This is a genomic window from Rhodanobacter sp. DHG33 (genome assembly GCF_014843005.1).
GTDB lineage: Bacteria > Pseudomonadota > Gammaproteobacteria > Xanthomonadales > Rhodanobacteraceae > Rhodanobacter_A.
The window spans coordinates 183,242-206,887 of record NZ_JACYXM010000005.1 but is presented as its reverse complement, the minus strand read 5'-3'; the positions used below and the strand labels follow the sequence as shown (position 1 = coordinate 206,887).

Here is a 23,646-nt window from a genome sequence, read left to right as displayed (position 1 = left end):
TCGCCTCGTCGTTCCCGCGAAGGCCGCCCTGTGGCGGCCTTCGCATCTGCATGGATACCCAATGTTCTTCCGCAATCTCACTCTGTTCCGCTTTTCCCCCGCCGTTGCCGACGACCTGAAGCGCCTCGATGACGCGCTGGGCGAGCATCGCCTGCGTCCCTGCGGCCCGCTGGAGATGTTCACCAAGGGTTTCGTGCCGCCGGTCGGCCGCGGCGACGAAGCGCCGCTCACCCATGCGATGAAGCACTGCACGTGGCTCACCGTGGGCGGCGAGGACAAGCTGCTGCCCGCCGCCGTGGTCAACGACGAGCTGCAGCGCAAGGTGCGCAAGATCGCCGACGAGGAAGGCCGCAAGGTGGGCGGACGCGAGCGCAAGCGCCTGAAGGAAGACCTGCTCACCGAACTGCTGCCGCGCGCCTTCGTGCGCAGCTCGCGGCTCTCCGCCTATGTGGACACGCAGCACGGCTGGCTGGTGCTGGACACCTCCAGCCGCAAGAGCGCCGAGAACGCGCTCAGCCAGATCCGCGAAGCGCTGGGCAGCTTCCCCGCCGTACCGCTGGCGCCGGAAGAAGGTCCGCGCGTGCTGATGACCGACTGGCTCGCCAACGGCACGCTGCCCGCCGGCCTCGCGCTGGGCGACGAGGTGGAACTGCGCGACCCGGCCACCGCCACCGGCGCCATCGCCAAGTGCCGCCGTCAGGATCTCGACGCGGAAGAGGTGAAGGAGCACCTGCGCAACGGCAAGCAGGTGTTCCAGCTCGGCCTGGTGTTCGACGACCGCATGAGCTTCGTGCTGGGCGAGGACCTGATCGTGCGCAAGCTGAAATTCCTCGACGTGGTGACGGAAGAGCTTGGCGACAGCCATGAAGATGCGGCCGCCGAAGCCGACGCCGGTTTCGCCCTGCTCACGCTGGAACTGGAGCGTTTGCTGGCCAAATTGGAGGAATGGTTCGGCCTGCCGCGTCCCGCAGACGCATGAGATTGGCGCCAAACAAGGGTTTCCGAGGCCCGTGACTCAAGGCCCTTGCGTCGGGGCGTAGTCCTCGCCGCATACTGTTCGTCCGGGCTGGCCAGATGGGCCGCGCCCGGTCGGGCAGGCAGCAGGATTATGGCGCAGCATCTCGAAGGCGACTGGCTGGAACTGGCGACCGCAAGCGGCAATACCATCCGCGTGCTCAAGGCCGCCCATCCGCGTGCGCGGCGCTTGCGCCTCACCGTCACGCCCAAGGGCGCGCGCGTCACGTATCCCGACGGCACCCACCCTTCCCGCGTCAGTGCCTTCCTGCGCCATCACGCCGATTGGCTGGAGCAGAAGCTCGACGAACTGAACCTCATCGTGAAGCCTCTGCCGCCGTTGCGCGTGGGGCACGCCACCACGTTCTCGCTGCGCGGCGAAGAAGTCGCGCTGGACTGGGGCGAAGGCGTCTACCCGAAGGTGGAAGCGTCGGCCGGCGGCATCACCCTGGTCATCCCGCGTCCGCATACCCGCGCGCTGCTGGTGGCGCGCGGCCTGCTGGCCTCGCATCTGGAAACGCTGATACGCCGCGACGTGTCGCGTTGGCTGGCGTTCTACGTGCCGCAGTTGGGCCTCGCCCCCACCGCGTTGAAAGTGCGGCCGATGAAAAGCCTGTGGGGCAGCCTCGACACGCGCGACCGCATCAACCTCGATCTCGCGCTGGCGCTCGCGCCGCCCGCCGCGCTGCGCTACGTGCTGGTGCACGAACTCTGCCACCTCAGGGTGCGCAGCCACGCGCCGCGTTTCTGGGCGCAAGTGGAGCAACTGATGCCGGAGTGGCGCGAACAGCGCGACTGGCTGCGCGTCAACGGCGCCACGCTGAAGGCGGAGCTGGACAGGCTGATTGCCGACGTGGCGGACTGAAAGCGTAATCCCGCTGAAAATGGAGCCTTGCGTAAATAAATTCGATTTGCGCATTTGGGTCCGACTGCTTCCGGGATTTGCCACTGGCGAGTCGTCTTTACAGATTTCCCGCCTCGCGTAGACTTTCGAGGACGCTCAATTTTCAGGGGAAGATTAATGTCCAGGCGCTTTTTGCTGTCGGTGGTTCTTGTCCTCTCATGCAGTTCGATTTATGCGCAGACAGTAGAGGCCCCCCAGTTGAAATCTGGGGATACTTGGGTTTATTCCCGCACGGTGCAGAAAGGCACCAGGGGTTGGGATAACAAGGTCATGGTGTCCACCCTTGAGCAAGTCGAGGGTGACCGAGTCCTGGTCAGCACGACACAGCAGGGCTCGACGCAACCTCCTTCCGAACACTCCTTCGGACTGGATTGGAGCCGCTCCCGCGATGTCGACGGCAAGCAGACGGTTGTGAATCAGCCGCTGAATTTTCCATTGAAGGTGGGCAAGAAATGGGAAATTGACTATGCCGAAACCAACCCGCCGAGCAATAAGGCGCACTCCAGCGAAACCGTCCATGAAACCTATACGGTAACGGGCTGGGAAGACGTTCAAGTGCCCGCTGGCACATTCAAAGCCCTGAAAATCGAGGCCGAGGGCCAATGGACTGCAGTGATGGCGCGGGCAGTGGTCGGTGGAACCAGGACGGTGGCTACCGCGGAAGGTGTGGCCGCAGTGTCGCAGGCGAACCGTATTGATCCTCGAGCGATCAGCGGCCGCCTTTACAAGGCATTCTGGTATGTCCCTACCGACAAGCGCTTCGTGAAATCGGTGGAGGAGTATTACAACTCCAACGATGTGCTTTCAGAGCGCGATGCCGAGGAGCTCGTCTCATTCAAGCCCGGAGGCTGATGGAGATCGAGCCATCAAGACGTGCATGAGCATTCGAGGCATCGGGTCGAGCTCATACCGATGAGCTGACAACCGTCACTCGATCCCTGCACGGCAGCGGCGCATGCTGCGCCAATCTTCTCCGCAGGCTGCCGTCATGTCGTCCTTCGAGAATTACGCCAACCTTGCCGTGGCCGTCATCTGGGTCGCCTGGCTGCTGTACTGGTTCGTCAGCGCGTTCGGCAACAAGACGGCGGCCCGGGTGGATGGCTGGGCGTCGTTCCTGGCTTATCGCGTGCCGCTGATGGTTGCCTATCTGTTGTTGTTCGGTCCGAGGCTGGGACGGTTCTGGCCGTGGCTGGCGCAACGTTTCCTTCCGCATACCATCGCGTGGCCGTGTGTCGGGCTCGCCGTGCTGCTGCTGGGCCTGGGGTTCGCCTGCTGGGCGCGCGTGGCATTGGGGCGCAACTGGAGCGCTACGGTGCAGCTCAAGCAGGATCACGAATTGGTGACTGCGGGGCCTTACCGCTGGGTGCGCCATCCGATCTACACCGGCATGTTGTCGGGCGTGCTGGGCAGTGCGCTGGTGATAGGCGAATGGCGTGGCCTGGTTGCGTTGGCGCTGATCTTCGCCGCATTCGCCTACAAGCTGCGGCACGAGGAAAGCTGGATGCGCGAACAATTCGGCGCCACCTACGTCGACTATATGCGGCGCACGAAGGCGTTGATTCCAGGCGTGCTGTAGAAGATCCGCTTGATCGATGCAGTGCCGTGTTCCGCACGTCACGGACGCATCGCCCCGCATGGGATCGACGTCCTCACCGGACGCGCTTAAGAGCGCTTGAAGATTGCGCGGCCGGAATTGATCCGAGTCGCGTGTAGGGCTTTTCTGATTATCTCGTGGGCGTAATTCGGTGCGTGCGAGGCGAGGCCGATACGAGGATGGAGAAGATGCACGCGCCCATATACTTCCGTGACTCAAGGGGCGATTAAATCGATCGTGCCATTGCAACCAAGGAGGAATGCCAATGAAGTCACGTTACGCCAGGATTGCCGTTGCCGGGCTGATGCTCGCGCTGGGGGCAGTGTCGATCCAGTTGCTTACTCCCGCCACGGCTTTCGCGCAGGCCGCGGGCACTGCCGCGATGACCAATGCGGACGTCGTGAAGCTGGCCAAGCTGGGCTTCGGCTCGGAGGTGATCAAGGCAAAGATCGACGGTGCGCCTGCAGTCGATTTCAAGGTGGAGGTCGATGACCTCGTGAAACTGAAGAGCGCCGGCGTTTCGCAGGACGTGATCTCGGAAATGCTCAAGCGTGCCGAAGGCGGCGGCGCTCCCGCGGGTGCGGGCGCTGGTCCGGCCGTCATCCCGGGCAATCCCGCGGATGTCACGCTGGTCACGAAGGACGGCGGCAACGTGCACCTGCGCGGTGTAGCGGGGACCATGAGCACGACGAATGCTTTCGTCACGGTGCTGATGCACTACAACTATCCGGGTGTTGCGGCCGGCGTGCGTACGCACGATACGCGGCCCTCGTTCATCGTCAATTCGACCGAGCAGCCGAAGGGCCGCATCTACATCGTATCGCTCGAAGTGGACAACGGTGACCAGGATCGTTCGATGAAGCTGGGCAACTCCCGCTTCTGGGGCGGCATGAAGAATTTGGGCGCGCCGGACAAGGACAACCAGATCGACTACGACGCGGTGGCGATCGGCAACGGCAACCAGTGGAAGCTGACGCCGACCAAAGATCTGAAGCCGGGCGAATACGGCCTCTACAGCGGCGAGATGTTCGACTTCGGCGTCGACAAGTGATGCCACTGGCCGCGTAAGCGAGCCGGTTCGGGGCATCCGTAAACAGAAAGGGAGCCGCTTGCGGCTCCCTTTCTGTTTCAGCATCGGGCAATCGCGCGCGGAGTCCGCGCCTGCATGGCACCGCTCAATGCGACAGCCCGAACGCGGTGATGATCTGCGCGGTTTCCTCGGGCTTCTCCATCTGCGGCATGTGGCCGCAACCGATCAGCGTGCTGGCGCTGATGCCCGGGGCGTGGACGAGCCCGTTGCGCAGGCTGTCCATCGCGGAGATGTCGATCACCTTGTCGCCGTTGCACCACAGGCCCAGCACCGGCATGGTGAGTTTGTCGAGGCGGTTCTGCACGGCGAGGTACTGCGAGGGCTCGCGCAATTCGTCGAATACCTTGGCCATGAAGGCATGGTCCTTCACATTGTTCGCCACGAACACGTCGACGAAGCGGCCAGGGACCTCGGGCCGCTTGGCGAACACGAGATCGGTGGCGCGCCAGAAGCCGTCGCGGTCCGAGAACGCGAACGGATCCTTGCCAGCCAGCGATTCGCGCGCGAAGGCGTTTTCGTTGAACTTCAACCCGAAGCTATCCAGCAGCGCCAGCGCGCTCACGTGCTCGGGATGCTCGGCGGCGTAGACGCCGGCGACGGCGCCGCCCATCGAGTGGCCCACGAGCATGAAGTGGCCGAGGTCGAGCGTCTGCACGAAGGCCTGCAGGCGATCGGCCTGGTTGTCGATGTTGTAGCTCGCATCCATGTCGCGCGAGGACTCGCCCCAGCCGGGCAGGTCGGGGATGACGAGGTGGAAATGCGGCGTGAGCTGCTTGGCCACGTCCAGCCACACGGTCTTGCTGTCGGCGAAGCCATGCAGCAGCACGATGGTGGGGCCGTTGCCGCCTTCGTAGTACGACCAGCGCGTGTCGCCGGCCTGCACCGACTTCTTGTCCAGCTTGGCGGCCATCGCTTCGCGGGCGTAGTTGGCGCTGAGCAGCCATTGCGGCGCGAACAGGTAGCTGCCGCCCAGCAGCACGCCGAGCACCACCGCCACGATGGCGAGGAACTTGAGGCGGCGGATGAGCATGCGCTGCCAGAGCGGCCGGGTGGAGTTGACGATCTTGGACATGGGTCGAATCCTGCAGGGTTTGAATTCCCTCCCCGGAGTGCAGGGGAGGGAAGGGCCTTACTTCGCAGCGGCCTGCTTTTGCTTCGCCTTCGCGAACAGCCGCTCGACGGCCTGCTGCGTCATCGGGTGATAGCCGTCCTTCGCCTTGGCGTAGACCTGTTCGGCGTAGGCCAGCCCTTCCGGCGTATTCGCGAAGGCGCGGTACACCGGCAGGGTGAGGTAGAGCCGGCCGATGCGCGTCATGTGCTCGGCGGCAGCGGGCCATGCGGCCTTGTCGCCGGCTGCGATGGCATGCACGTACCAGCGCATGCCGATCTCCGCGTTGTGCGTGCCGGTGAGGTGCCATGCGGCGTCGATCTGCTGCACCTGGGCCAGCGTGGGCGTATCGGGCAGGCGGTCGAGGAAATACATCCACTCCTGCGTGTTCCAGCCCTTGGCGTCGAGCCTGGCGGCGGGCAGGGTGCCGGCGAGGAAGGCGCTGCGCTGCTTGTCGATGGCGTCGAACTGCGGCGAGTCGGGGATAGGCGCATCCTTGGGGATGCCGGTGCCGTACACCCAGTCCTGCACTTCGTCCCAGCGCATCTTGTCGGGGTATTTCTCGATCAGGTTCGGCTTGAGGTACGCCAGCATCTGCTCGGTGGTGATGCTGTGCCAAGCGAAATGGTCGAAGTAGCTCTTGAGCCAGGTATCGAAATCCTTGCGGCCGAACTTCTGCTCCAGCGTGCGCAGGAACCAGGAGCCCTTGTCGTAGGCCACGTCGGAGAGCGCGTCGTCGGCACCCACGCCGCGCGGTTCGGGCGCCAGCTTCTGCGAGTTGGCGGGCATGTCGTTTATGCCCTTCTGCAGCGCGCGGATGGCCAGCAGGGTCTCCTCGTCGGCCTGGCGCTTGCCGTACAGCGCCTCGGTGATGCGGCCCTGCACGTAGGTGGTGAAGCCTTCGTTGAGCCAGCCGTCGCGCCACGAGGCATTGGTCACCAGGTTGCCCGACCACGAGTGCGCCAGCTCGTGCGAGATCACGCTGACCAGGCTCTTGTCGCCCACGATGATGGTCGGCGTCACGAAGGTCATGTTGGGATTTTCCATGCCGCCGAAGGGGAAGGACGGCGGCAGCACCAGCAGGTCGTAGCGGCCCCAGCGGTAGGGGCCGTACAGCGACTCGGCGGTCTGGATCATCTTCTCGGTGTCGGCGAACTCGCGCGCGGCCTTGTCCACCACGGAAGGCTCGGCGTATACCGCCGAACGCGGCCCGGTTTCCTTCACCGCGATGTCGCCGGCGGCGATGGCGAGCAGGTAGGAGGGGATCGCGTGCGGCTGGTCGAAGCTGAAATCGCCGTCGAGCGGGTGCTTCGCGTCGTTCAGCGCGCTCATCACCACGCGCACGTCCTTCGGTGCGGTGACGTGGGCGTCGTAGGTGAAGCGGATCGCCGGCGAATCCTGCAGCGGCACCCAGGAGCGCGCGTGGATGGACTCGGACTGCGAGAACATGAAGGGCAGCCTCTTGTCCGCCGTCTGCGCGGGCGGCAGCCATTGCAGGCCGGAGGCGTCGGGCGAGGTGACGTAGGTGATGCGCACCTGCGCCGGATGCTGCGGCGCCTCGATGGTGAGCTTGCTGCCCAGTTCCTTGTCCGACGGCGCCAGCGCGTACTTCAGCGCCTGTGTCTTGCCGCCGGCATCGACGGCGTCCACCGAAGCGATAGTCAGCGCCCGTGTGTCCAGTATCAGCGCGGGAGCCTGCGGGTTCTTCCAGTCCAGCTTGAGCGTGGCCACGCCGTCGAGCTGTTTGTGCGGGAAGTCGATCTTCAGGTCGAGATCGAGATGAGTCACCACCACCTGGTCGGGCTGGGCGTAGGAGTGCGGATCGTTGGCGAGGGCGGCCAGCGGCAGCGCGAACGCACCGAGGGCAAGGACGGGAAGCAGGCGCATACAGCGGCTCCGGCGGGGAAACGGAAGCGCGAAGTATGCCACCGCCGTGCTGCCGGCCGTTCCGCCGGGTCGATACGCCCCGGCGGAACGGGAAGGGGGCAGCCGATCCGCCCCGCCGTGTAAAATGTTCCATTTTTTGACCAGGGACATGGCGAAAGCTTCCACACGGACGCCCGTGCTGGGCCCGGCGTTCATCCGCCTGCTGGCCCGCTTCAGCGAGGCCGACCTGCCGCGCACGCCGCCGGTGCTGACCGAGCGGCTGGCCGACTGGTTCGACTGGAACCGCGCCCTCGTGCTGTCGCGCGCGCTGGATGGCGGCCTTCCTGCCGCCGAGGATGGCGCGGATACCGGGGATGCCCACGATGCCGAGTGCGTGCGAGCGCGCCATGCGCTGCAGCAGGCCATCGACGCCGACATCGCGCCGGCCATGCCCGCACGCAAGGATGCTTCCGCCATCGACGACGAGTACCACCCGTATCGCCAGCACTGCATGGCCGTGCAGCGTGCGATGCAAAGCGCCACCGGCCAATTGCGCGGCCGCCTGCGCGACGCGCTGGCCCGCCAGTCGCCGGCCAAGGCGCGCCTGGCCGAGGTGGATGCGGTGATGGAAGCCGTGCTCAGCCCGCGCGAGCAGATGCTGCTGGCCAGGGTCCCCGGCCTGCTTGGCCATCACTATCAGCGCCTGCACGAAGCCGGCGCACCCCATTCCACCGGCGCCAACGCGCCGGACGACGCCTCCGCAACCGGCCTCTGGCTGGCACGGTTCCGCCAGGACATGCGCATGGCGCTGCTGGCGGAGCTGGAGGTCCGTTTCCACCCCATCGACGGCCTGCTCGCAGCGCTGCGCACCGAATGACCATGTCCAGAAACTTCCTGATCCCCGTCGTGTTCCTTGCCGGCCTGCTGGCCGTGTGCTGGATCGGCATCGGCTACCTCGGCAATCACACGCTGGCCGCCGCCGTCGCCGCGCTGATCGCCGCCTGCTATCTCGCCGGCGCGTTCGAGCTGCTGCGCTACCGTCAGGCCACCGCCACGCTGGTGCGGGCGCTGCCGTCCATCGGCGAAGCCGCCGACAACCTCGGCAGCTGGCTGTCGCAACTGCAGTCCGGCCTGCGCAACAGCGTGCGACTGCGCGTCGAAGGCGAACGCGTGGGCTTGCCCGCGCCCGCATTGACGTCCTACCTGGTGGGCCTGCTGGTGCTGCTGGGCATGCTCGGCACCCTGCTGGGCATGATGGCCACCCTGCGCGGCACCGGCCTGGCGCTGGAAAGCGCCACCGATCTCGACGCCATCCGCAGTTCGCTGGCCGCGCCGGTCAAGGGCCTGGGCTTCGCCTTCGGTACGTCGATCGCCGGCGTGGCGACCTCGGCGGCGCTGGGCCTGCTGTCGGCGCTGGTGCGACGCGAGCGTACGCAGGCGGTGCAGCTGCTCGATGCCGGCATCGCCGCACAGCTGGGCCATCATTCGCCGTCGAGTCAGCGCCGCGAAACCTTCCGCTTGCTGCAGGAGCAGAACGCGCTGATGCCGGTCTTGGTGGAGCGCCTGCAGGCATTGGCCGAGACACTGGAACGCCAGCAACAGGCCGCTGGCGAACGCCTGCAGACCGGCCAGGAAGCGTTCCAGCAGCGCACCGAGGCCGCCTACACGCAGCTGGCTTCCATGTTGCAGCAGGCGCTGCACGATGGCATCGCCCAGCAGGCCAATGCCGTCGGTGCCGCGTTGCAGCCCGTGGTGGATACGACCATGGCGGGCCTGGCGGAGAAGTCGGATCACCTTCATGCGGCCATCGAACAAGCCGTGCGGCGACAGCTCGACGGACTCGACAACGCCGTGCAGGGCGCGGCCAGCGCCGCCCGCGACAGCTGGAGCGCTGCCGTCGCCGAGCAGCAGCGCGGCAACGCGGCACTGACCGATGGCCTGCAGCATGTGCTGCAGCAGTTCGCCGACACCTTCGAGCAGCGTTCGGCGGCATTGGTCGACGGCGTGGCCGTACGGCTGGAAGACAACAGTGCCCGCATCGCCGAGGCATGGAATGGTGCGCTGGGCCGCCAGCACGAAGCGCACGACGCCCTCGCCAAGCGCAACGAGCAGGCACTGGCCGCCGCTTCGGCCAGCTTCGACCAGCATGCGCGCACGCTGGTCGACACCTTGCAGCAGTCGCATGGCGAACTGCAATCCGCCCTGGCCGCGCGCGACGAACAGCGGCTGGCGCAGTGGTCGCAGGCGCTGGCGGGCATGCTCGCCACATTGGATGAAAACTGGCAGCGCAACGGTGCACAGGTGGCGCAACAGCAGCAACAGATCTGCGATGCGTTGGCGCATACCACCGGCGAGGTCTCCGCGCGCCTGCAGGCAGCGACTGACGGTGCGCTGGACGGCATCGCCGGCAACGCACTGACGCTGAGCGAGGCCGCCTCGGCATTCGCGCAGCGCAGCGATGCGATGATCGAAGCCCTGCAGCACTCGCACGGCGAACTGCAGGCCGCGCTGCAGGCACGCGATGCCGAGCGACTGGCGCAATGGCGCGATGCCTTCGCCGCACTGACCGACGAGTTCGGCCAGCGCTGGGAGCAGGGCAACGAACGGGTGGCTGCACACCAGCAACAGGTTTGCGCCACGCTGGAAAAGACCGCACAGGCCATGAGCGAGCAGGCGCAGGCGCAGGCACGCGACACTCTGGCCGAAATTTCGCGGCTGGTCGCCACCGCCTCCGAGGCGCCGCGCGCTGCGGCCGAAGTGGTGGCCGAGCTGCGGCAGAAACTGTCCGACAGCATGGTGCGCGACACCGCCATGTTGGAGGAACGCGGCCGGCTGCTGGAAACCCTGCAGACCCTGCTCGATGCGGTCAACCACGCTTCCAACGAGCAGCGTGGCGCCATCGACGCGTTGGTCGCCACCTCGGCCGACCTGCTGGAGCGCGTCGGCAACCGCTTCACTGCGCAGGTCGAAAGCGAAGCCGGCAGGCTGGACGAAGCCGCGGCCCATGTCACCGGCAGCGCGGTGGAAGTGGCCAGCCTGGGCGAGGCCTTCGGCGGTGCGGTGCAGCTGTTCGGGCAATCCACCGAAGCGTTGAACGAGCGCCTGCAGGGCATCGAGTCGGCGCTGGACAAGTCGCTGGCGCGCAGCGACGAGCAACTGGCCTATTACGTGGCGCAGGCGCGCGAGGTGATCGAGCTGAGCATGCTGTCGCAGAAGCAGATCATCGGCGAGCTGCAGCAACTCGCCGGCACGCGCAGCGACGTCGAGCCCGCAAGCGCATGAGCGACGAGATCGAATTCGAGCCCGGCGCCGAGTCCGGCGCCACCACCTGGGCCGCATTCGGCGACCTGATGTCGGTGTTGCTGGGCGCCTTCGTGCTGATCCTGGCCAGCGTCATCGGCATCCAGCTGCTGCTGCACCATCGCCTGGATCAGGAGGTGAAGCAGCGCCAGGCCGAGGCCGCCCGCCTCAAGACGCTGGAGCAGGCGCTGGCTGCACCGCTGGCAGCCGGGCGCGTGACGCTGGTCGATGGCCGTATCGGCATCAGCGGCAATGTGCTGTTCGCGCTCAATTCCGATCAGTTGCAACCGGAAGGTCGCGAACTGCTGCAAAGCCTCGCCGGCCCGTTGCGCGACTATCTGTCGGCGCGCGACGAGATCCTGATGGTCAGCGGCTTCACCGACAACCAGCCGGTGCGCGCGACGAATGCCCGCTTCGCCGACAACCTGGAGCTGTCCGCCGCGCGCGCGCTCACCGTGACCCGTGCGCTGATTGCCGACGGTGTGCCGTCGTCGTCACTGTTCGCCGCCGCGTTCGGCGCCGAGCAGCCGGTCAGCTCCAACGATGACGCCGCCGGCCGCGCGAAGAACCGCCGCGTGGAAATCGCGCCGATCCCGCGCAGCAAGACCGATGCCCACTGAGCTGCCCGACGTCCATGCGCGGCTGGCCGCGTGGCGCGAGCAGGGCGCCGACCGCATCGACCCGCTGCGCTTCGCGTTGATGACCGCGATGGCGCAACGCGCCGCGCATCACGACGGCGCCTTGCGGCATCGATTGGATGCGCGCTTGCATGAGCTCGCCGAAACCTACGCTGGCTTGCTCGCCAATCCACCCGAGGCCAAGCCTTCGCACCGCACCGGCGAAAGTCCGCTGAAGCAGTTGTTGACCCAATTCGCCGACGCACCGCGATGGGATGGCGCGCCGCAGACCGTGCCTGCCGCGCCGCCCAGCAAGGAGGCTTTCGTCGCCATCGCCGCGCCGATGCCGGTGCTGGACGAGTTCCAGCAATTGTGGAGCCGCATCCGCATCGACAGCCTGCTGCGCCAATGCCTGGATTCCTTGCCCGACGATGCCGGCCCGCTGCACTCCCGTGTGCTGACCTATCGCGCCATGGAGCTGATGCGCGATGTCTCATCCGAATACCTGCAGCACTTCATCGCCTATGCCGACGTGCTGACGTGGATGGAGCACCTGGGCAGCCGATCATCTGCCAGCAACGACGCCAATGCTCACGTCGCGCGCAAACCCACGCGCACCAGTGGTTCACGCCGAAAGAAACAGGCGACCGATACGGAGCCTTGAGCCGACCCGGCAATCAGGGATATCGAACAAACTTCGACGCCCTTGCCTCTCGCCAGCGCAATGGGCCAGAGACGATCAACCGTAGCGGTCCGCCAACCTGTCGGTAGCCTCCACCAGCGCATCGACGATGGCCGCATCGGCGGCGCTATGCCCCGCCAGCACGATGCGCAGCTGCGCCTCCGGCCACGCCGCATGCAGATCCAGTGCGGTCTTCACCGGGCAGATGATGTCGTAGCGCCCATGCACGATGGTGGCCGGAATGCGCCGGATCTTCGCCACGTCGCGCAGCAGCTGGTCAGGTTCCAGGAACATGCCGTGGCGGAAGTAGTGCGCTTCGAGTCGCGCGACGCTCATCGCCTTGTGCGGCTCGGAAAAATCGCCGGGCGCGTCGGGATCGTGCAGCAAGGTGGTGCTGCCGCCTTCGTAATCGCTCCATGCTTGTGCGGCGGCGAGACGCAGCGCCTCGTCGTCGCTGTCGAGGCGCTTCCAGTACGCCTCGATCATGTTGTCGCGTTCGGCGGCCGGAATGAAATCGCGGAAGCGCGCCCAGCGTTCGGGGAAGATGAAGCGCGCGCCGCCGTCCGCCTCGTTGAACCAGCGCAACTCCTCGTCGCGCGCGAGGAAAATGCCACGCAGCACCAGCCCAAGCACGCGTTCGGGATGCGCTTCGGCATAGGCCAGCGCCAGCGTTGAGCCCCACGATCCGCCGAACACCACCCAGCGTTCGATGCCCAGCTCCTCGCGGAGTGCCTCGATGTCGGCGACGAGGTGCGCCGTGGTGTTGTCGGTGAGATCCGCGAACGGCGTGGACTGCCCCGCACCGCGCTGGTCGAACAGCACCACGTGCCAGCGCTTCGGATCGAAGAAGCGGCGATGGTAAGGCGCGATGCCCGCACCGGGGCCGCCATGCAGGAACACCACCGGCAATGCGCCGGGCGTTCCGCATTCCTCCACATGCAGCGTGTGGCGCGCATCCACGGCGAAGCGGCGTGTGCGGAAGGGTTCGATCTCGGGGTACAGCTCGCGCATGGCGGTATTTCGTGTCGGGGATGATGTCGCGGCCATGGTAGGCCATCGTGCCATCGCACGGTCATCGTCATGCCCTGCCTATGCCGCCGCATTGCCATTTTCCGAGGTAGGCAGCGTCAATGCTTTCGCGCAGACTGGCCAGCCAACCACGACGAGGAAACGGCCATGCAGCGACGCCAGTTCTTGCGCAATGCCGGAATGACGCTGGCGGCGGCCTCGGGTGCCGCGTTGGCCGGTTGCATGCCGGCCGGGACGCGGCGTGCCGTTACTGCAGCCGGTGGACAAGGCCCTGCGGTGTGTCTTCGACCCGATGCGCTGGAGCTCGCCCCGGTGCGCGCCGAGGTGGATCGCATCACCGGCATCTATGTCTGCACGCGCCCGTTCCGTGCCGCAGGGCCGCGCATCGAAACCGAACGGCTGGGCGATAAGACCCTGGTGCACAACTACGGTCATGGCGGCAGCGGCTGGTCGCTGTCGTGGGGCTCCAGCACCCTGGCTCTGCAGATGGCACAGGCCACCGGCGTGCGCGAGCTGGGTGTGATCGGCTGCGGTGCGCTCGGCCTCACCTCGGCGCTGCTGGCCCAGCGTGCGGGACTCTCGGTGCGCATCTACGCCAAGCAGTTGCCGCCCGATGTGTTTTCGATGCGTGCCACCGGCCTATGGACGCCCGACTCGCGCATCTGCGACGCCGCCCATGCGGCCGACCTGGGGCCGCGCTGGGAGACGATGGCGCGCACTTCGTTCGGCATGTATCAGACCTTGCTCGGGCTTCCCGGGCGGCCGATCGAGTGGATCGACGGCTACAGCGTTTCCGATACGCCGCCAGGCCACGGTGCGTCGGAGCCCAGCGACGAGCCGACCTATGGCGACTTGTCCGACCGCATCAGCGACCTCGGGCCGGACTCGGTGCCGCTGCCGGCGGGCAGTCATCCGTTCCCGCAACCCTACGTGCATCGCTGGACCACGATGATGTTCAACATCAGCACCTACGCACGCATGCTGATGAGCGATTTTCTCGCTGCCGGCGGTCACATCGAGGTGCGCGAGTTCCACACGCCGGGCGACCTGCTGCAGCTGCCCGAGGCCACTCTGATTAACGCCACCGGCTACGGCGCCCGCGCCTTGTTCGGCGACGATTCGATCGTGCCGGTGCGCGGCCAGACCGCGCGGCTGATCCCGCAGCCGGAAGTCACCTATGGCCTGGGCATGCACGGCCTCACCATGGTGCCGCGCAGCGACGGCCTGCTGGTGCAGGTGATCGGCGACACCGGCAACTTCAACAACGCCGACCTCACGCCCGATCGCGCCGCCTCCGAAGCGGCGGTGCGCCGGCTGGGCGACCTGATGGCGCGGATGCGCCGCGGCTGAGCTCAGCCGCGGCCGAAATCGAGCGCCGCGGTGAGGTCGCCCGGCGCCGGACCGCCGGCGGCCATCATCGCCTTGTCGCGCATCGCGATGCCGGGCAGCGGTTCCAGCCCGAAGCGGCGGTTGAGGAAACGCTGGATGGAGCCGGTGTCGTAGATGGTGTGGTCGACGTGGCCCTTCTTCGCGTAAGGCGAGATCACCAGCGCGGGGATGCGCGTGCCCGGCCCCCAGCGGTCGCCCTTGGGCGGCGCCACGTGGTCCCACCAGCCGCCGTTCTCGTCCACGGTGATGACGACCAGGGTCTGCGACCACAGCGGGCTCTTCTGCAACGCATCGATGACGGCGGCGATGTGCGCGTCGCCCGCGGCGATGTCGGAATAGCCCGCATGCATGTTGAGGTCGCCCTGCGGCTTGTAGAACGCGACCGCGGGCAGCGTGCCGTTCGCGATGTCGGCGATGAAGTGATTGGTGGCGGCCTCGCTGCCGGTGCCGCCGTCGCGCAGGTGCTGTGCGCGCGCAGGAGTGCCGGGCGCGAACGCGCGGAAATAGTTGAGCGGCTGGTGGTGCTCCTGGAAATTCGGCCCGTAGGGGAAACTGTCGTGCGAGCCGCGCACGCCCTTGCCGTCCAGCGCCAGCTGCCAGCCGCCGCCGTACCAGGCCCAGTCCACCTTCGCCGCGCTGAGGCGGTCGCCGATGCTGGCATGCAGCTGCGGCGGCAGCGTGCTGGGATCGGCGGGATCGGCCAGTGCCGGATTCTTCGGGTCCTTGGTGAAAGCCGGCGCATACGGCGGCCCCATCGTGTTCACCGCCCAGAAGTCGGGCGTGAGCGCCATGCGCGAAGCGAACTTCGGCCGGCCCTGCATCGCGCTGGCGGGAGAGTCGTCGGCGAGCTTCGGACACGTGCCCGTGGGATCGTCGCCTTCCAGTTGCGTGATCTGGAACTGCGCCGGCGTCTTGTCCGCATCCGGGAAGAACGGCGGCTGCGCGGCGACGAGATACTGGTGGTTGAGGAAGGAGCCGCCAAAGGCGCCCATGAAGAAGTTGTCGCACAGCGTGAATTGCTGCGCCAGCCGCCACAGCGCGAAGTTGTCCGCGCCGGTGGCGTAATGGCCCATCACCAGCGCGCCGCTGTCGCCCCAGGCTACGAAGCCATTGTTCTTGCCGCCGTTGATCTGCAGCTGGTTGTTGTAGAAGCTGTGGATCAGGTCGCGCGTGACCAGTGCGTGCGGCAGCGGCTCGCCTTCGGGCGTATGCAGCGCGAACGGCGCGTTGGCGATGTCGCGGATGGCATCCTCGGCGATCTGGTAATCGCGGCCGTCCAGCGTCTGCTTGTGCGGCACCAGGCCGTGCCAGATCGGCGGCAGCGTGGCCAGCGGCTTGCCGTCGCGGTCGAGCTGCTGGAACTGTTCGGGCTTCAGCGCGGACAGCGGCTGCGCGAGGCCAGGGAAACCGCCGAACAGGTTGTTGAAGCTGCGGTTCTCCGCGTAGATCACCACCACGTGCTTGATGTGCTCGCGCAGCGCGGCGTCCAGCGCACTGCTGCCCGCGGCACTTGTCGCGCCGGTGCTGCCGCCGCGATCGCTGCTCTGGCAGCCGCCCACGGCCAGTGCGGCGCCGGCCAGCGCGATGCCGCCCAGCAGTCGGCGGCGCGCAGGGTCGGCGGGTGCGTCGTCGGCGGCGGCGGTCGGAGCAGGTGGCAGTTTCTCGGTCATGGCGTTGGGTTCATTGGGTAATCAGGGGAGCGTACATGCGAGGCAGGTCGCGGTGCGCGTCAGTCCAGCGGCAGCTTGCGCGCGGCGTCCCACATCGCGCGGGTGACCGCGCGATTCGCGTGCGGTGCCTGCAGCACGATCAGCGTGGTGGTGCTGATGCTGGAGTGGATCTTCAGCAGGCGGTCGAGCACGCTTTCGAGATGGTTGATGGACATCGCCACCACGCGCAGCAGGGCGGAATCCTCGCCGGCGAGGCGGCGGCAATCCAGCACTTCGGGAATGTCGGCGACGATCAGGCCGATGCGCGCGCAGATGCCGCCGTCGCAGCGCAGCCGCACCATCGCCTCGATGCGGTAGCCCAGCCGCTTCGGCTCCACCACGGCGCGGTAGCCGCTGATCACGCCGGTATCCTCCAGCCGTTTCACGCGCTCGGCCACGGCTGGCGCGGAGAGCTTCACCTTGCGGCCGAGTTCGGCGTAGCCCAGCCGCGCGTCGCGCTGCAGGGCTTCCAGCAACTGCCAGTCTTTGCTGTCCAGTTCGGGTTTCGATTCCAAGGCGGCATCCTCCGATTTATATTTCGATCGACGGCGAAACATCGGTATCGCCTGCCGATGCATTATTCCGCGACATCGCAGGCAAGACTAGGATGCGCACTCCCCACTGCAGGAACGCCACCCATGAGCGCCACCGAGCGCCTCGACGCACGCGCATTGATCTGCATCGCGATCGCCCTGATCACGTGGTCGTCGGCGTATGCGGCGATCGCCTACGCGCTGGCATCGTTCACGCCGGGCGAAGTCGCATTCTCACGACTCGCCATCGGCTCGCTGTGCTTCGCCGCGCTGCTGGCGGTGAAGCGCGTGCCCCTGCCGGCGAAGCGCGACTGGCCGCTGCTGTTCGTGCTCGGCCTGATCGGGCTCACGACCTACCACGTTTGCCTCAACTGGGCGGAAACGCGCATCGCCAGCGGCACCGCCTCCATCATCATCTGCCTGGTACCTGCGGCGACCGCGGCGGTGTCGGCGCTGTGGCTGCGCGAGCGCCTGAGCCTGCGCACCTGGATCGGCCTCGCCATCGCGCTGGTCGGCACCGTGTTGGTGGTGCTGGCCAGCGGCCAGAGGGTAGAAGCCGACCCGAAGGCACTGCTGGTGCTGGTATGCGTGCTGGCTTCGGCGATCTTCTTCGTGGGGCAGAAGTCGATGTTTGCGCGCTCCAGCACGCTGGCGGTCACCGCCTTCACCTTCTTCGCCGGCACGCTGGGCTGCGTGCCGTTCGCGGGCGGTTTGCCGCAGGCGCTGGCGGCGGCGCCGTGGTCGCATATCGCCGCGCTGCTGTGGCTGGGCATCGCACCGAGCTTCATCGGCTACCTGGCATGGAACATCGCGGTGCATCGTGCCAGCGCCTCGCGCGTGTCCAGCTTCATCTACCTCTCGCCGCCCATCGCCATCGTGATCGGCTGGGTATGGCTCGGTGAAGTGCCGGGTGCGATGGTGCTGGTGGGTGGCGCCATCGTGATCGGCGGCGTGGTGCTGGCGAACGCGCGGCGCAAGGTGCTGCCTGCGCCGGTGGCAGTGTCGGAGCCGACATGAGCGGCGTCGAAGTTCTGCGCATCGCGGCCTTTGCCGATGGCGATGCCGGCGGCAATCCGGCCGGCGTGCTGATCGCCGATGCGTTGCCCGATGCGGCAGCGATGCAGCGGATCGCCGCCGAAGTCGGCTTCTCGGAAACCGCCTTCGCTGCGCGTCAGGGCGACGGTTGGCGGGTGCGTTATTTCTCGCCCGAATCCGAGGTGCCGTTCTGCGGCCACGCCACGATCGCGCTGGGCGCGGCATTGGCGCTGGCGCACGGCGACGGCGTATTCGCGTTGACCCTCAACGAGGCGAAGATCACCGTCGAAGGACACAGCGCGGGCGACATGCTGAGCGCGGCGCTGCAGTCGCCGCCAACACGCAGCGCACTTGCACCGCCGGCGCTAGTGGACGAGGCGCTGGCGCTGTTCGGCTACGGCCGCGCGGAGCTCGACCCGCGCCTGCCGCCCGCACTGATCCACGGCGGTGCGGACCATCTGTCGCTGGCCTTGCGCAGCCGCGAAGCGCTGGCGGCCATGGTCTACGAAATGGACGCCGGCCGCGCCCTGATGCGGCGCGCCGGGCTGGTCACCATCCTGCTCGCCCATGCGGAGACGCCGCGGCGTTTCCACACCCGCAATCCCTTCGCCTCCGGCGGGGTCTACGAAGACCCGGCCACCGGTGCCGCGACCGCAGCCTTCGCCGGCTACCTGCGTGACCTGGGCTGGCCGCACGGCGGCGAGATCGAAGTGCTGCAGGGCGTGGACATGGGGTGTCCTTCGCGCCTCAGTGCCGGGATTCCAGCGGAGCCGGGCAGTTCCATCCGCGTCGCCGGCCGGGCGCGGCTGATGTAGCCATGCCCGCCGGCGGCGCCTGCATCGTCCAGACCATCACCCAGGGAGTGCAACGTGTACGAGCTCTACATCGCCAACAAGAATTACTCCTCGTGGTCGCTGCGGCCGTGGGTGCTGCTGCGCGAGCGCGGCATCGCGTTCACGGAAAAGCTGGTGCCCTTCGACGGCGGCGTCGGCGCGAACTGGACGACGTTCCGCAGCTTCTCGCCTACCGGCAAGGTGCCCTGCCTGCTCGATGGCGATACGGTGGTGTGGGATTCGCTGGCGATTGCGGAATACCTCGCCGAGCGGCACGCCGGCATCTGGCCATCCGACCCGAAGGCGCGCGCATGGGCGCGTTGTGCCGCCGCCGAAATGCATTCCGGCTTCACCGCGTTGCGCGGTGCCTGCACGATGAACTGCGGCGTGCGCGTGCGCGTCGATGCGCCGAGCGACGCGCTGCGCAGGGACCTGTCTCGCATCGACGAGTTGTGGAACGAAGGCCTGGCGCGTTTCGGCGGCCCCTTCCTCGCCGGCACGGACTTCAGCACGGTCGATGCGTTCTTCGCGCCGGTGGCCTTCCGCATCCAGAGCTACGGTCTGCAGCTTGGCGCGGCGGCGATGGCCTATGCACAGCGCCTGCTCGACCTGCCCGCGATGCGCGAGTGGTACGCCGCGGCGCTGGTGGAATCGTGGCGCGATCCCGAGCATGAGGACGAAGCGCGTCAGGCGGGCACGTGGCTGCAGGATCTGCGTACGGCGGGCTGAAAGCCTTTGAGCGGGCTCTGAGCAGCCTCGCGGCCAGTGTCACCTTGGCCGCGAGGCACGAACCTGCGTGGACCGCCTTGCCTGCCAGTGCCCCAGCGCGATCAGCACCCATGCGACCGCGACGAAGGCCAGCAGCACGGCGCAGGCATCGATCAGTACCCGCAGGTAGCCCAGCGCGGCGACGTCGAGAAACGGATACGGATATCGGCCGTCCATCGCGCCACGCAGCAACACATAGATGAAATACGCAGCCGGATACGCCTGCCAGGCGAATGCCTGCGGCCAACGCAGCGTCTGCTTCGGCACCGACAGCCACCAGTGCAGCAGGAACAGCGCCGGCATCGCCACGTGCAGCATGTTGTCGGCCACGGCCCGCCAGCCGTGCGGCTGCCACAGCTGGCGCAGCATCAGGTTGTAGACCAGCGCCACGATGATGATGCTCATGGCGGTCGCGGTCTGCACACCCGTTCGCACGAGATAGCAGCCGAGCGCGCCGCGTGATCGGTGCGCTGCCGCCGTCAACACCAGGGCCGCCAGCACGTTGGTGAGGATGGTGAAGTAATCCAGATAGATCCAGACGCCGTGCCAGATACCCCGGCCGCTGCCGATGCTCATCTGGATCGTCAACAGCAGCTGCAGCGCCAGCGTGATCCAGCCCAGCAGCGCGGCCACGGCGGCGAAGGTGCGGAGGCGGTCCGGTGGTTGCTGCATCGGTGTGCCGGTCAGCGGAGCATCAAAACTTGTATGCCCGGTGGATCGCCACGATGCCGTTCGACAGGTTGCGCACTTCCACGCGGCCGAAGCCGGCGCGTTCCATCATGCCCTTCAGCGTCTGCTGGTCGGGATGCTTGCGGATGGATTCGGCGAGGTACTGGTAGCTGTCGGCGTCGCCGGCGAACAGCTGGCCTAGCTTGGGCAGTACCTTGAAGGAGTGGAAGTCGTAGAGCTTGCTGAACAGCTCGCTCTGCACGCGCGAGAATTCCAGCACCAGCGCGCGGCCGCCGGGCTTGAGCACGCGACAGATATCGGCCAGCGCCTTGTCCTTGTCGGTGACGTTGCGCAGGCCGAAGGCCATGGTCACGGCGTCGAAGCTGTTGTCGGGGAAGGGCAGGCATTCGGCATTGAGCTGGGCCCAGCGCAGGCCGGTGACGAGGCCGCGGTCGGTCATGCGGTTGCGGCCCACGCCGAGCATGGCGGCATTGATGTCGCCGACGACGACTTCGCCCTGTTCGCCCACCACGGGCTTGAGCAGCGCAGCGATGTCGCCGGTGCCGCCGGCGAGATCCAGCACGCGGTCGCCCTTGCGTACGCCGCTGATCGCCACGAAATGGCGCTTCCACAGACGGTGGACGCCGAACGACATCAGGTCGTTCATCAGGTCGTAGTTGCGCGCGACCGAAGTGAACACCTGGCCGACCAGCTTCTGCTTGTCGGCGACGGGCACGTCGCGGAAGCCGAAATGGGTAGTGGTTGCGGGCTGATCGTTCATGGCGTCATCAATGGGAGTAATGGACCGTCACAGCGGCAGGTCGCGCTGCGTGCCTTCGGTTTCTTCGGTGCTTGCGGGAGCGTTGGCTGGGTGCGCGTGGTGGATCGCGTGTTCGTTGGCCACGTGGCGCTGATGCAGTTCCGCACTGGCGTCAGCACCAACATCGGCACCGGTGAGCGGTGCGGGTGTGTGCGCGGCCGGCTCGTGGATGTCTTCGTCGAGCATGGTGTCGCGTTCGCCGCCCGGCGTGATCTTGAGGATGGAGTGGCGCATCTCGCGCGACAGGATCACCCGCGCGTCGCGCACCATCTCGTCCAGCGCGCTGTCGTAGTCGAGCTTGCCGGCCTCGTCCGTCCACACCACGCGGCGCTCGCGCAGCTTCTGGATGAAGCCGCGGAACAGCGCCTTGTCGAAGAACTCTGGCGCGTTGAGCTCGTCGAGCAGGGACAGCCGCTGCGCGGTGAGCGTGCAGGTGTTTTCCAGTTCGGCGGCGGTGAGCGCGTGCGGTCCGTGCTTGGCCAGCGCGGCGATGGCGATGTAGTAGCGCTCGAAGGCCTGGATCAGGCTGCGCGCGATGATGCGCAGCTGGTAGGCGCTGTCGTCCTGGCCCGGCGCGCGTTCCAGCATGCGGCCGTCTCCGGTGGCTTCGAGCAGGCCGCGGCGCACGAAGAAGTCGATGGTGGCCTGCAGCTGTGTGCCGAAGCCTTCCTCGTCCCAGGCCAGGAACAGCTCGCCCTGCAGGAACGGATAGATGATGCGGCCCAGCCGCTGCACCGAGGCGCGCGACACGCGCCGGTTGTTGAGGAAGCAGCAGGCCACCCATGCCGAGACGGCCATCAGGTGCAGCACGTTGTTGCGGAAGTAGCTAAGCAGGGCGGCCTGTTCGCCTTCCACGTCCAGCACGTCGCCCAGCGGATGCTTGATGCGGCGGATCCAGCCCATCTGCTCGCCGTAGGCGATGATGCCCGCGGGATCCATCGGCGTGATGGTGATGCGGTCGGAGTAGGGCAGCTCCAGCAGCAGCGACTTGGTGAGCTCGAGCTGCGCGAGCAGGTCGTTCTCGGCCATCGCGTGCTTGGGCGTAGCCAGCAGGGTGAGCGCCAGCAGGTTGATCGGATTGACGTCGGCCGCGCGGTTGACGTTGACCTGGATGCGCTCGGCCAACTGGTCGATCGTGCCGCTCAGCCATTCGGGGCGGGCATCGGGGTCGTTGCCGGCGCTGCGCCAGTCGCTGCTCGCCGCTTCCAGCAGCGGGGTCAGCTCGATCGGTTCGCCGAAGTTGATCGTGACGTGGCCGTAGCGCTGCTTGAACAGGCCGCCGATGCCGCGCAGCAGGGCGAACAGGGTTTCCTTCTCCTTGGGCTGGCCGCTGAGCTCGCCCGCGTAGCTCTTGCCTTCCATCAGCTTCTCGTAGCCGATGTACACCGGCTGGAACAGCACCGGCCGGCGCGGCGCGCGCAGGAAGGCGCGCACCGTCATCACCAGCATGCCGGCGCGCGGCGCCAGCAGGCGCCCGGTGCGCGAGCGGCCGCCTTCGATGAAGTACTCCATCGGCACGCCGCGGTCGATCAGCTGCGCCATGTATTCGTTGAAGATCACCGAGTACAGCGCGTTGCCCTTGAAGGTGCGCCGCATGAAGAACGCGCCGCCGCGGCGCAGGAACGGCCCGATCACCGGCAGGTTGAGGTTGACGCCCGCGGCGATGTGCGGCGGCACCACGCCGGACATGTGCAGCTGGTAGCTGAGCAAGAGATAGTCGGCGTGGCTGCGGTGGCTGGGCACGTACACCACTTCGTGCCCGGGCGCGGCGGCGCGGGCCTTGTCGAAGTGGTGCATGGCGATGCCGTCGTACAGCTTGTTCCAGAAGTTGGACAGCAGGAACGTGGCCGAGCGCACCACCGGATGCGAGTAGTCGGCGGCGATCTCCAGCATCATCTTTTGCGCGCGCTGCTTGGCCTTGGCCTCGCTGATCTTTTCCTTCGCCGCGGTGGCGGCGATCGCCGCGCGCACCGGTTCGGCGCGCAGCACGTCGTCCACCACGGTACGCCGGTGCGACAGGTCTGGTCCGATCACCGCGGCGCGGATGCGGTGGAAGTGGGTGCGCAGCACGCGCCCCAGCTTGCGTGCGAAGCGCGGCGGCGGCAGGTCGCCGGATTCCGCCAGCACCTCGCGCAGCGATACCGGCGCGGCGAAGTGCACCACGGTGTCGCGGCCGTTGAGCAGCAGCGCCAGCAGGCGGCGGAAGCGGCCCACCATCACCCAGTTCTCGGAGAACAGCACGCTGAACCAGCCCGAGTCGCGGTTCGGCGCGCGGCCCACGTAGATCGACACCGGCACGATCTGGATGTCGCGCTCGGGCAGGCCCTCCAGCGAATGCACCAGCTGACCCAGCGGCTCGTTCGGCGAGCGGTGGCGCTTGCGGCCGAACAGCCAGCCGTCGCGGCGCATCAGCGCGAACACCGAGCGCTTGCGGCGGGTGCCGGTGAGCGGCTGCATGGGACTGGGCAGGCCGGCCTCGCGACAGGCGCGGTCGAGGATCAGCGCGTCGGAAAAGCCGTCGCGCTCGATGACGTAGCACACCGGCACGCCTGCCTTGAGCAGGGTGGCCGGTTCCGCCGGGTCGCGGCGGATGCGTATCCACGGCTGCAGCAACTGCCCGGCCAGGTGGAACCACCAGGGCGTGCGGCGACGGGGTGAATCCATGGTGGAGATGTTTTGCATCCGC

21 protein-coding genes are annotated in these 23,646 nt (G+C 67.1%); 13 read left to right on the top strand and 8 right to left on the bottom strand.

Annotated features, from left to right (window positions below; translation table 11 throughout):
- Positions 1-61: 61 nt before the first annotated feature.
- The 5 genes from IHE46_RS11500 (at position 62) to IHE46_RS11480 (ending at position 4,563) form a co-directional block, all read left to right on the top strand.
- On the top strand, positions 62-979 hold the full coding sequence (locus IHE46_RS11500) for a recombination-associated protein RdgC (RefSeq protein WP_192164783.1): 918 nt from the start codon (positions 62-64) through the stop codon (positions 977-979).
- A gap of 129 nt (positions 980-1,108) precedes the next feature.
- Entirely contained in the window at positions 1,109-1,879 is a 771-nt protein-coding gene (locus IHE46_RS11495; RefSeq protein WP_192164782.1) for a YgjP-like metallopeptidase domain-containing protein, read from the top strand.
- A 156-nt stretch (positions 1,880-2,035) separates the two neighbouring features.
- Positions 2,036-2,770 carry a hypothetical protein gene (locus IHE46_RS11490; protein WP_192164781.1) on the top strand — a complete coding sequence of 245 codons (735 nt, stop codon included), beginning with the start codon at positions 2,036-2,038 and terminating at the stop codon, positions 2,768-2,770.
- 136 nt (positions 2,771-2,906) lie between these two features.
- Complete coding sequence (locus tag IHE46_RS11485; RefSeq protein WP_192164780.1) at positions 2,907-3,494, top strand: isoprenylcysteine carboxylmethyltransferase family protein; 588 nt, start codon at positions 2,907-2,909, stop codon at positions 3,492-3,494.
- Between the two features lie 283 nt (positions 3,495-3,777).
- Entirely contained in the window at positions 3,778-4,563 is a 786-nt protein-coding gene (locus IHE46_RS11480) for a hypothetical protein (protein ID WP_192164779.1), read from the top strand.
- A gap of 124 nt (positions 4,564-4,687) precedes the next feature.
- On the opposite strand, the gene IHE46_RS11475 is transcribed toward IHE46_RS11480, so the two are convergent.
- Positions 4,688-5,674 (bottom strand): alpha/beta fold hydrolase, encoded by a 987-nt coding sequence (locus IHE46_RS11475; RefSeq protein ID WP_225563000.1) that lies wholly within the window; start codon positions 5,672-5,674, stop codon positions 4,688-4,690.
- A 57-nt stretch (positions 5,675-5,731) separates the two neighbouring features.
- Positions 5,732-7,597, bottom strand: coding sequence for a M1 family metallopeptidase (locus IHE46_RS11470; RefSeq protein WP_192164778.1), 1,866 nt, complete (start codon positions 7,595-7,597; stop codon positions 5,732-5,734).
- A 148-nt stretch (positions 7,598-7,745) separates the two neighbouring features.
- On the opposite strand from IHE46_RS11470, the gene IHE46_RS11465 reads away from it, so the two are divergent.
- From IHE46_RS11465 to IHE46_RS11450, 4 genes are read left to right on the top strand one after another with little or no spacing between them, the layout of a single operon-like run.
- Positions 7,746-8,453 (top strand): DUF3348 domain-containing protein, encoded by a 708-nt coding sequence (locus IHE46_RS11465; RefSeq protein ID WP_225562999.1) that lies wholly within the window; start codon positions 7,746-7,748, stop codon positions 8,451-8,453.
- 2 nt (positions 8,454-8,455) lie between these two features.
- Positions 8,456-10,858 (top strand): DUF802 domain-containing protein, encoded by a 2,403-nt coding sequence (locus IHE46_RS11460; protein WP_192164777.1) that lies wholly within the window; start codon positions 8,456-8,458, stop codon positions 10,856-10,858.
- On the top strand, positions 10,855-11,496 hold the full coding sequence (locus IHE46_RS11455; RefSeq protein ID WP_192164776.1) for an OmpA family protein: 642 nt from the start codon (positions 10,855-10,857) through the stop codon (positions 11,494-11,496). Before IHE46_RS11460 ends, IHE46_RS11455 begins: the two co-directional genes overlap by 4 nt.
- Complete coding sequence (locus IHE46_RS11450) at positions 11,486-12,157, top strand: DUF2894 domain-containing protein (RefSeq protein ID WP_192164775.1); 672 nt, start codon at positions 11,486-11,488, stop codon at positions 12,155-12,157. The genes IHE46_RS11455 and IHE46_RS11450 overlap by 11 nt, the downstream gene beginning before the upstream one ends.
- A 75-nt stretch (positions 12,158-12,232) precedes the next feature.
- On the opposite strand, the gene pip is transcribed toward IHE46_RS11450, so the two are convergent.
- The gene (pip, locus tag IHE46_RS11445; RefSeq protein ID WP_192164774.1) at positions 12,233-13,186 is read right to left on the bottom strand and encodes a prolyl aminopeptidase; all 954 of its coding nucleotides are present in this window, start codon (positions 13,184-13,186) and stop codon (positions 12,233-12,235) included.
- Positions 13,187-13,351: 165 nt separating this feature from the next.
- Here pip and IHE46_RS11440 point away from each other — a divergent pair, with 165 nt between their 5' ends.
- Positions 13,352-14,554 carry an FAD-dependent oxidoreductase gene (locus IHE46_RS11440; RefSeq protein ID WP_192164773.1) on the top strand — a complete coding sequence of 401 codons (1,203 nt, stop codon included), beginning with the start codon at positions 13,352-13,354 and terminating at the stop codon, positions 14,552-14,554.
- A 2-nt stretch (positions 14,555-14,556) separates the two neighbouring features.
- Here the strand turns inward: IHE46_RS11440 and acpA are convergent, their stop codons facing one another.
- Both acpA and IHE46_RS11430 read right to left on the bottom strand, forming a co-directional pair.
- On the bottom strand, positions 14,557-16,263 hold the full coding sequence (gene acpA, locus IHE46_RS11435; RefSeq protein ID WP_192164772.1) for an acid phosphatase: 1,707 nt from the start codon (positions 16,261-16,263) through the stop codon (positions 14,557-14,559).
- A 59-nt stretch (positions 16,264-16,322) separates the two neighbouring features.
- Positions 16,323-16,817: an Lrp/AsnC family transcriptional regulator gene (locus tag IHE46_RS11430; protein ID WP_192164771.1), complete on the bottom strand. Its 495-nt coding sequence runs from the start codon at positions 16,815-16,817 to the stop codon at positions 16,323-16,325.
- A 123-nt stretch (positions 16,818-16,940) separates the two neighbouring features.
- Between IHE46_RS11430 and IHE46_RS11425 the strand changes: the two genes are divergently transcribed.
- The 3 genes from IHE46_RS11425 to IHE46_RS11415 are packed head-to-tail and all read left to right on the top strand — an operon-like array spanning position 16,941 to position 19,432.
- Positions 16,941-17,852, top strand: coding sequence for a DMT family transporter (locus tag IHE46_RS11425; RefSeq protein WP_192164770.1), 912 nt, complete (start codon positions 16,941-16,943; stop codon positions 17,850-17,852).
- Entirely contained in the window at positions 17,849-18,685 is an 837-nt protein-coding gene (locus tag IHE46_RS11420) for a PhzF family phenazine biosynthesis protein (protein ID WP_192164769.1), read from the top strand. Before IHE46_RS11425 ends, IHE46_RS11420 begins: the two co-directional genes overlap by 4 nt.
- Before the next feature lie 54 nt (positions 18,686-18,739).
- Positions 18,740-19,432 (top strand): glutathione S-transferase family protein, encoded by a 693-nt coding sequence (locus tag IHE46_RS11415; protein ID WP_192164768.1) that lies wholly within the window; start codon positions 18,740-18,742, stop codon positions 19,430-19,432.
- Positions 19,433-19,471: 39 nt separating this feature from the next.
- On the opposite strand, the gene IHE46_RS11410 is transcribed toward IHE46_RS11415, so the two are convergent.
- From IHE46_RS11410 to plsB, 3 genes are read right to left on the bottom strand one after another with little or no spacing between them, the layout of a single operon-like run.
- Positions 19,472-20,143, bottom strand: a complete 672-nt coding sequence (locus IHE46_RS11410; protein ID WP_192164767.1) for a Pr6Pr family membrane protein — start codon at positions 20,141-20,143, stop codon at positions 19,472-19,474.
- Positions 20,144-20,165: 22 nt separating this feature from the next.
- Positions 20,166-20,921, bottom strand: coding sequence for a bifunctional demethylmenaquinone methyltransferase/2-methoxy-6-polyprenyl-1,4-benzoquinol methylase UbiE (gene ubiE / locus IHE46_RS11405; protein ID WP_192164766.1), 756 nt, complete (start codon positions 20,919-20,921; stop codon positions 20,166-20,168).
- Positions 20,922-20,948: 27 nt separating this feature from the next.
- Positions 20,949-23,624, bottom strand: a complete 2,676-nt coding sequence (plsB, locus tag IHE46_RS11400; protein ID WP_225562998.1) for a glycerol-3-phosphate 1-O-acyltransferase PlsB — start codon at positions 23,622-23,624, stop codon at positions 20,949-20,951.
- Positions 23,625-23,646: the final 22 nt, after the last annotated feature.

Bases quoted from the DNA above. Each gene is read 5' to 3' on its own strand.
- IHE46_RS11495 (WP_192164782.1), top strand. From the start codon at position 1,109: ATGGCGCAGCATCTCGAAGGCGACTGGCTGGAACTGGCGACCGCAAGC.
- IHE46_RS11490 (WP_192164781.1), top strand. From the start codon at position 2,036: ATGTCCAGGCGCTTTTTGCTGTCGGTGGTTCTTGTCCTCTCATGCAGT.
- IHE46_RS11410 (WP_192164767.1), bottom strand. From the start codon at position 20,143: ATGCAGCAACCACCGGACCGCCTCCGCACCTTCGCCGCCGTGGCCGCG.
- IHE46_RS11500 (WP_192164783.1), top strand. From the start codon at position 62: ATGTTCTTCCGCAATCTCACTCTGTTCCGCTTTTCCCCCGCCGTTGCC.
- IHE46_RS11480 (WP_192164779.1), top strand. From the start codon at position 3,778: ATGAAGTCACGTTACGCCAGGATTGCCGTTGCCGGGCTGATGCTCGCG.
- ubiE (WP_192164766.1), bottom strand. From the start codon at position 20,921: ATGAACGATCAGCCCGCAACCACTACCCATTTCGGCTTCCGCGACGTG.
- IHE46_RS11455 (WP_192164776.1), top strand. From the start codon at position 10,855: ATGAGCGACGAGATCGAATTCGAGCCCGGCGCCGAGTCCGGCGCCACC.
- IHE46_RS11420 (WP_192164769.1), top strand. From the start codon at position 17,849: ATGAGCGGCGTCGAAGTTCTGCGCATCGCGGCCTTTGCCGATGGCGAT.
- IHE46_RS11460 (WP_192164777.1), top strand. From the start codon at position 8,456: ATGTCCAGAAACTTCCTGATCCCCGTCGTGTTCCTTGCCGGCCTGCTG.
- IHE46_RS11450 (WP_192164775.1), top strand. From the start codon at position 11,486: ATGCCCACTGAGCTGCCCGACGTCCATGCGCGGCTGGCCGCGTGGCGC.
- IHE46_RS11440 (WP_192164773.1), top strand. From the start codon at position 13,352: ATGCAGCGACGCCAGTTCTTGCGCAATGCCGGAATGACGCTGGCGGCG.
- plsB (WP_225562998.1), bottom strand. From the start codon at position 23,624: ATGGATTCACCCCGTCGCCGCACGCCCTGGTGGTTCCACCTGGCCGGG.
- IHE46_RS11465 (WP_225562999.1), top strand. From the start codon at position 7,746: ATGGCGAAAGCTTCCACACGGACGCCCGTGCTGGGCCCGGCGTTCATC.
- acpA (WP_192164772.1), bottom strand. From the start codon at position 16,263: ATGACCGAGAAACTGCCACCTGCTCCGACCGCCGCCGCCGACGACGCA.
- pip (WP_192164774.1), bottom strand. From the start codon at position 13,186: ATGCGCGAGCTGTACCCCGAGATCGAACCCTTCCGCACACGCCGCTTC.
- IHE46_RS11425 (WP_192164770.1), top strand. From the start codon at position 16,941: ATGAGCGCCACCGAGCGCCTCGACGCACGCGCATTGATCTGCATCGCG.
- IHE46_RS11470 (WP_192164778.1), bottom strand. From the start codon at position 7,597: ATGCGCCTGCTTCCCGTCCTTGCCCTCGGTGCGTTCGCGCTGCCGCTG.
- IHE46_RS11475 (WP_225563000.1), bottom strand. From the start codon at position 5,674: ATGTCCAAGATCGTCAACTCCACCCGGCCGCTCTGGCAGCGCATGCTC.
- IHE46_RS11485 (WP_192164780.1), top strand. From the start codon at position 2,907: ATGTCGTCCTTCGAGAATTACGCCAACCTTGCCGTGGCCGTCATCTGG.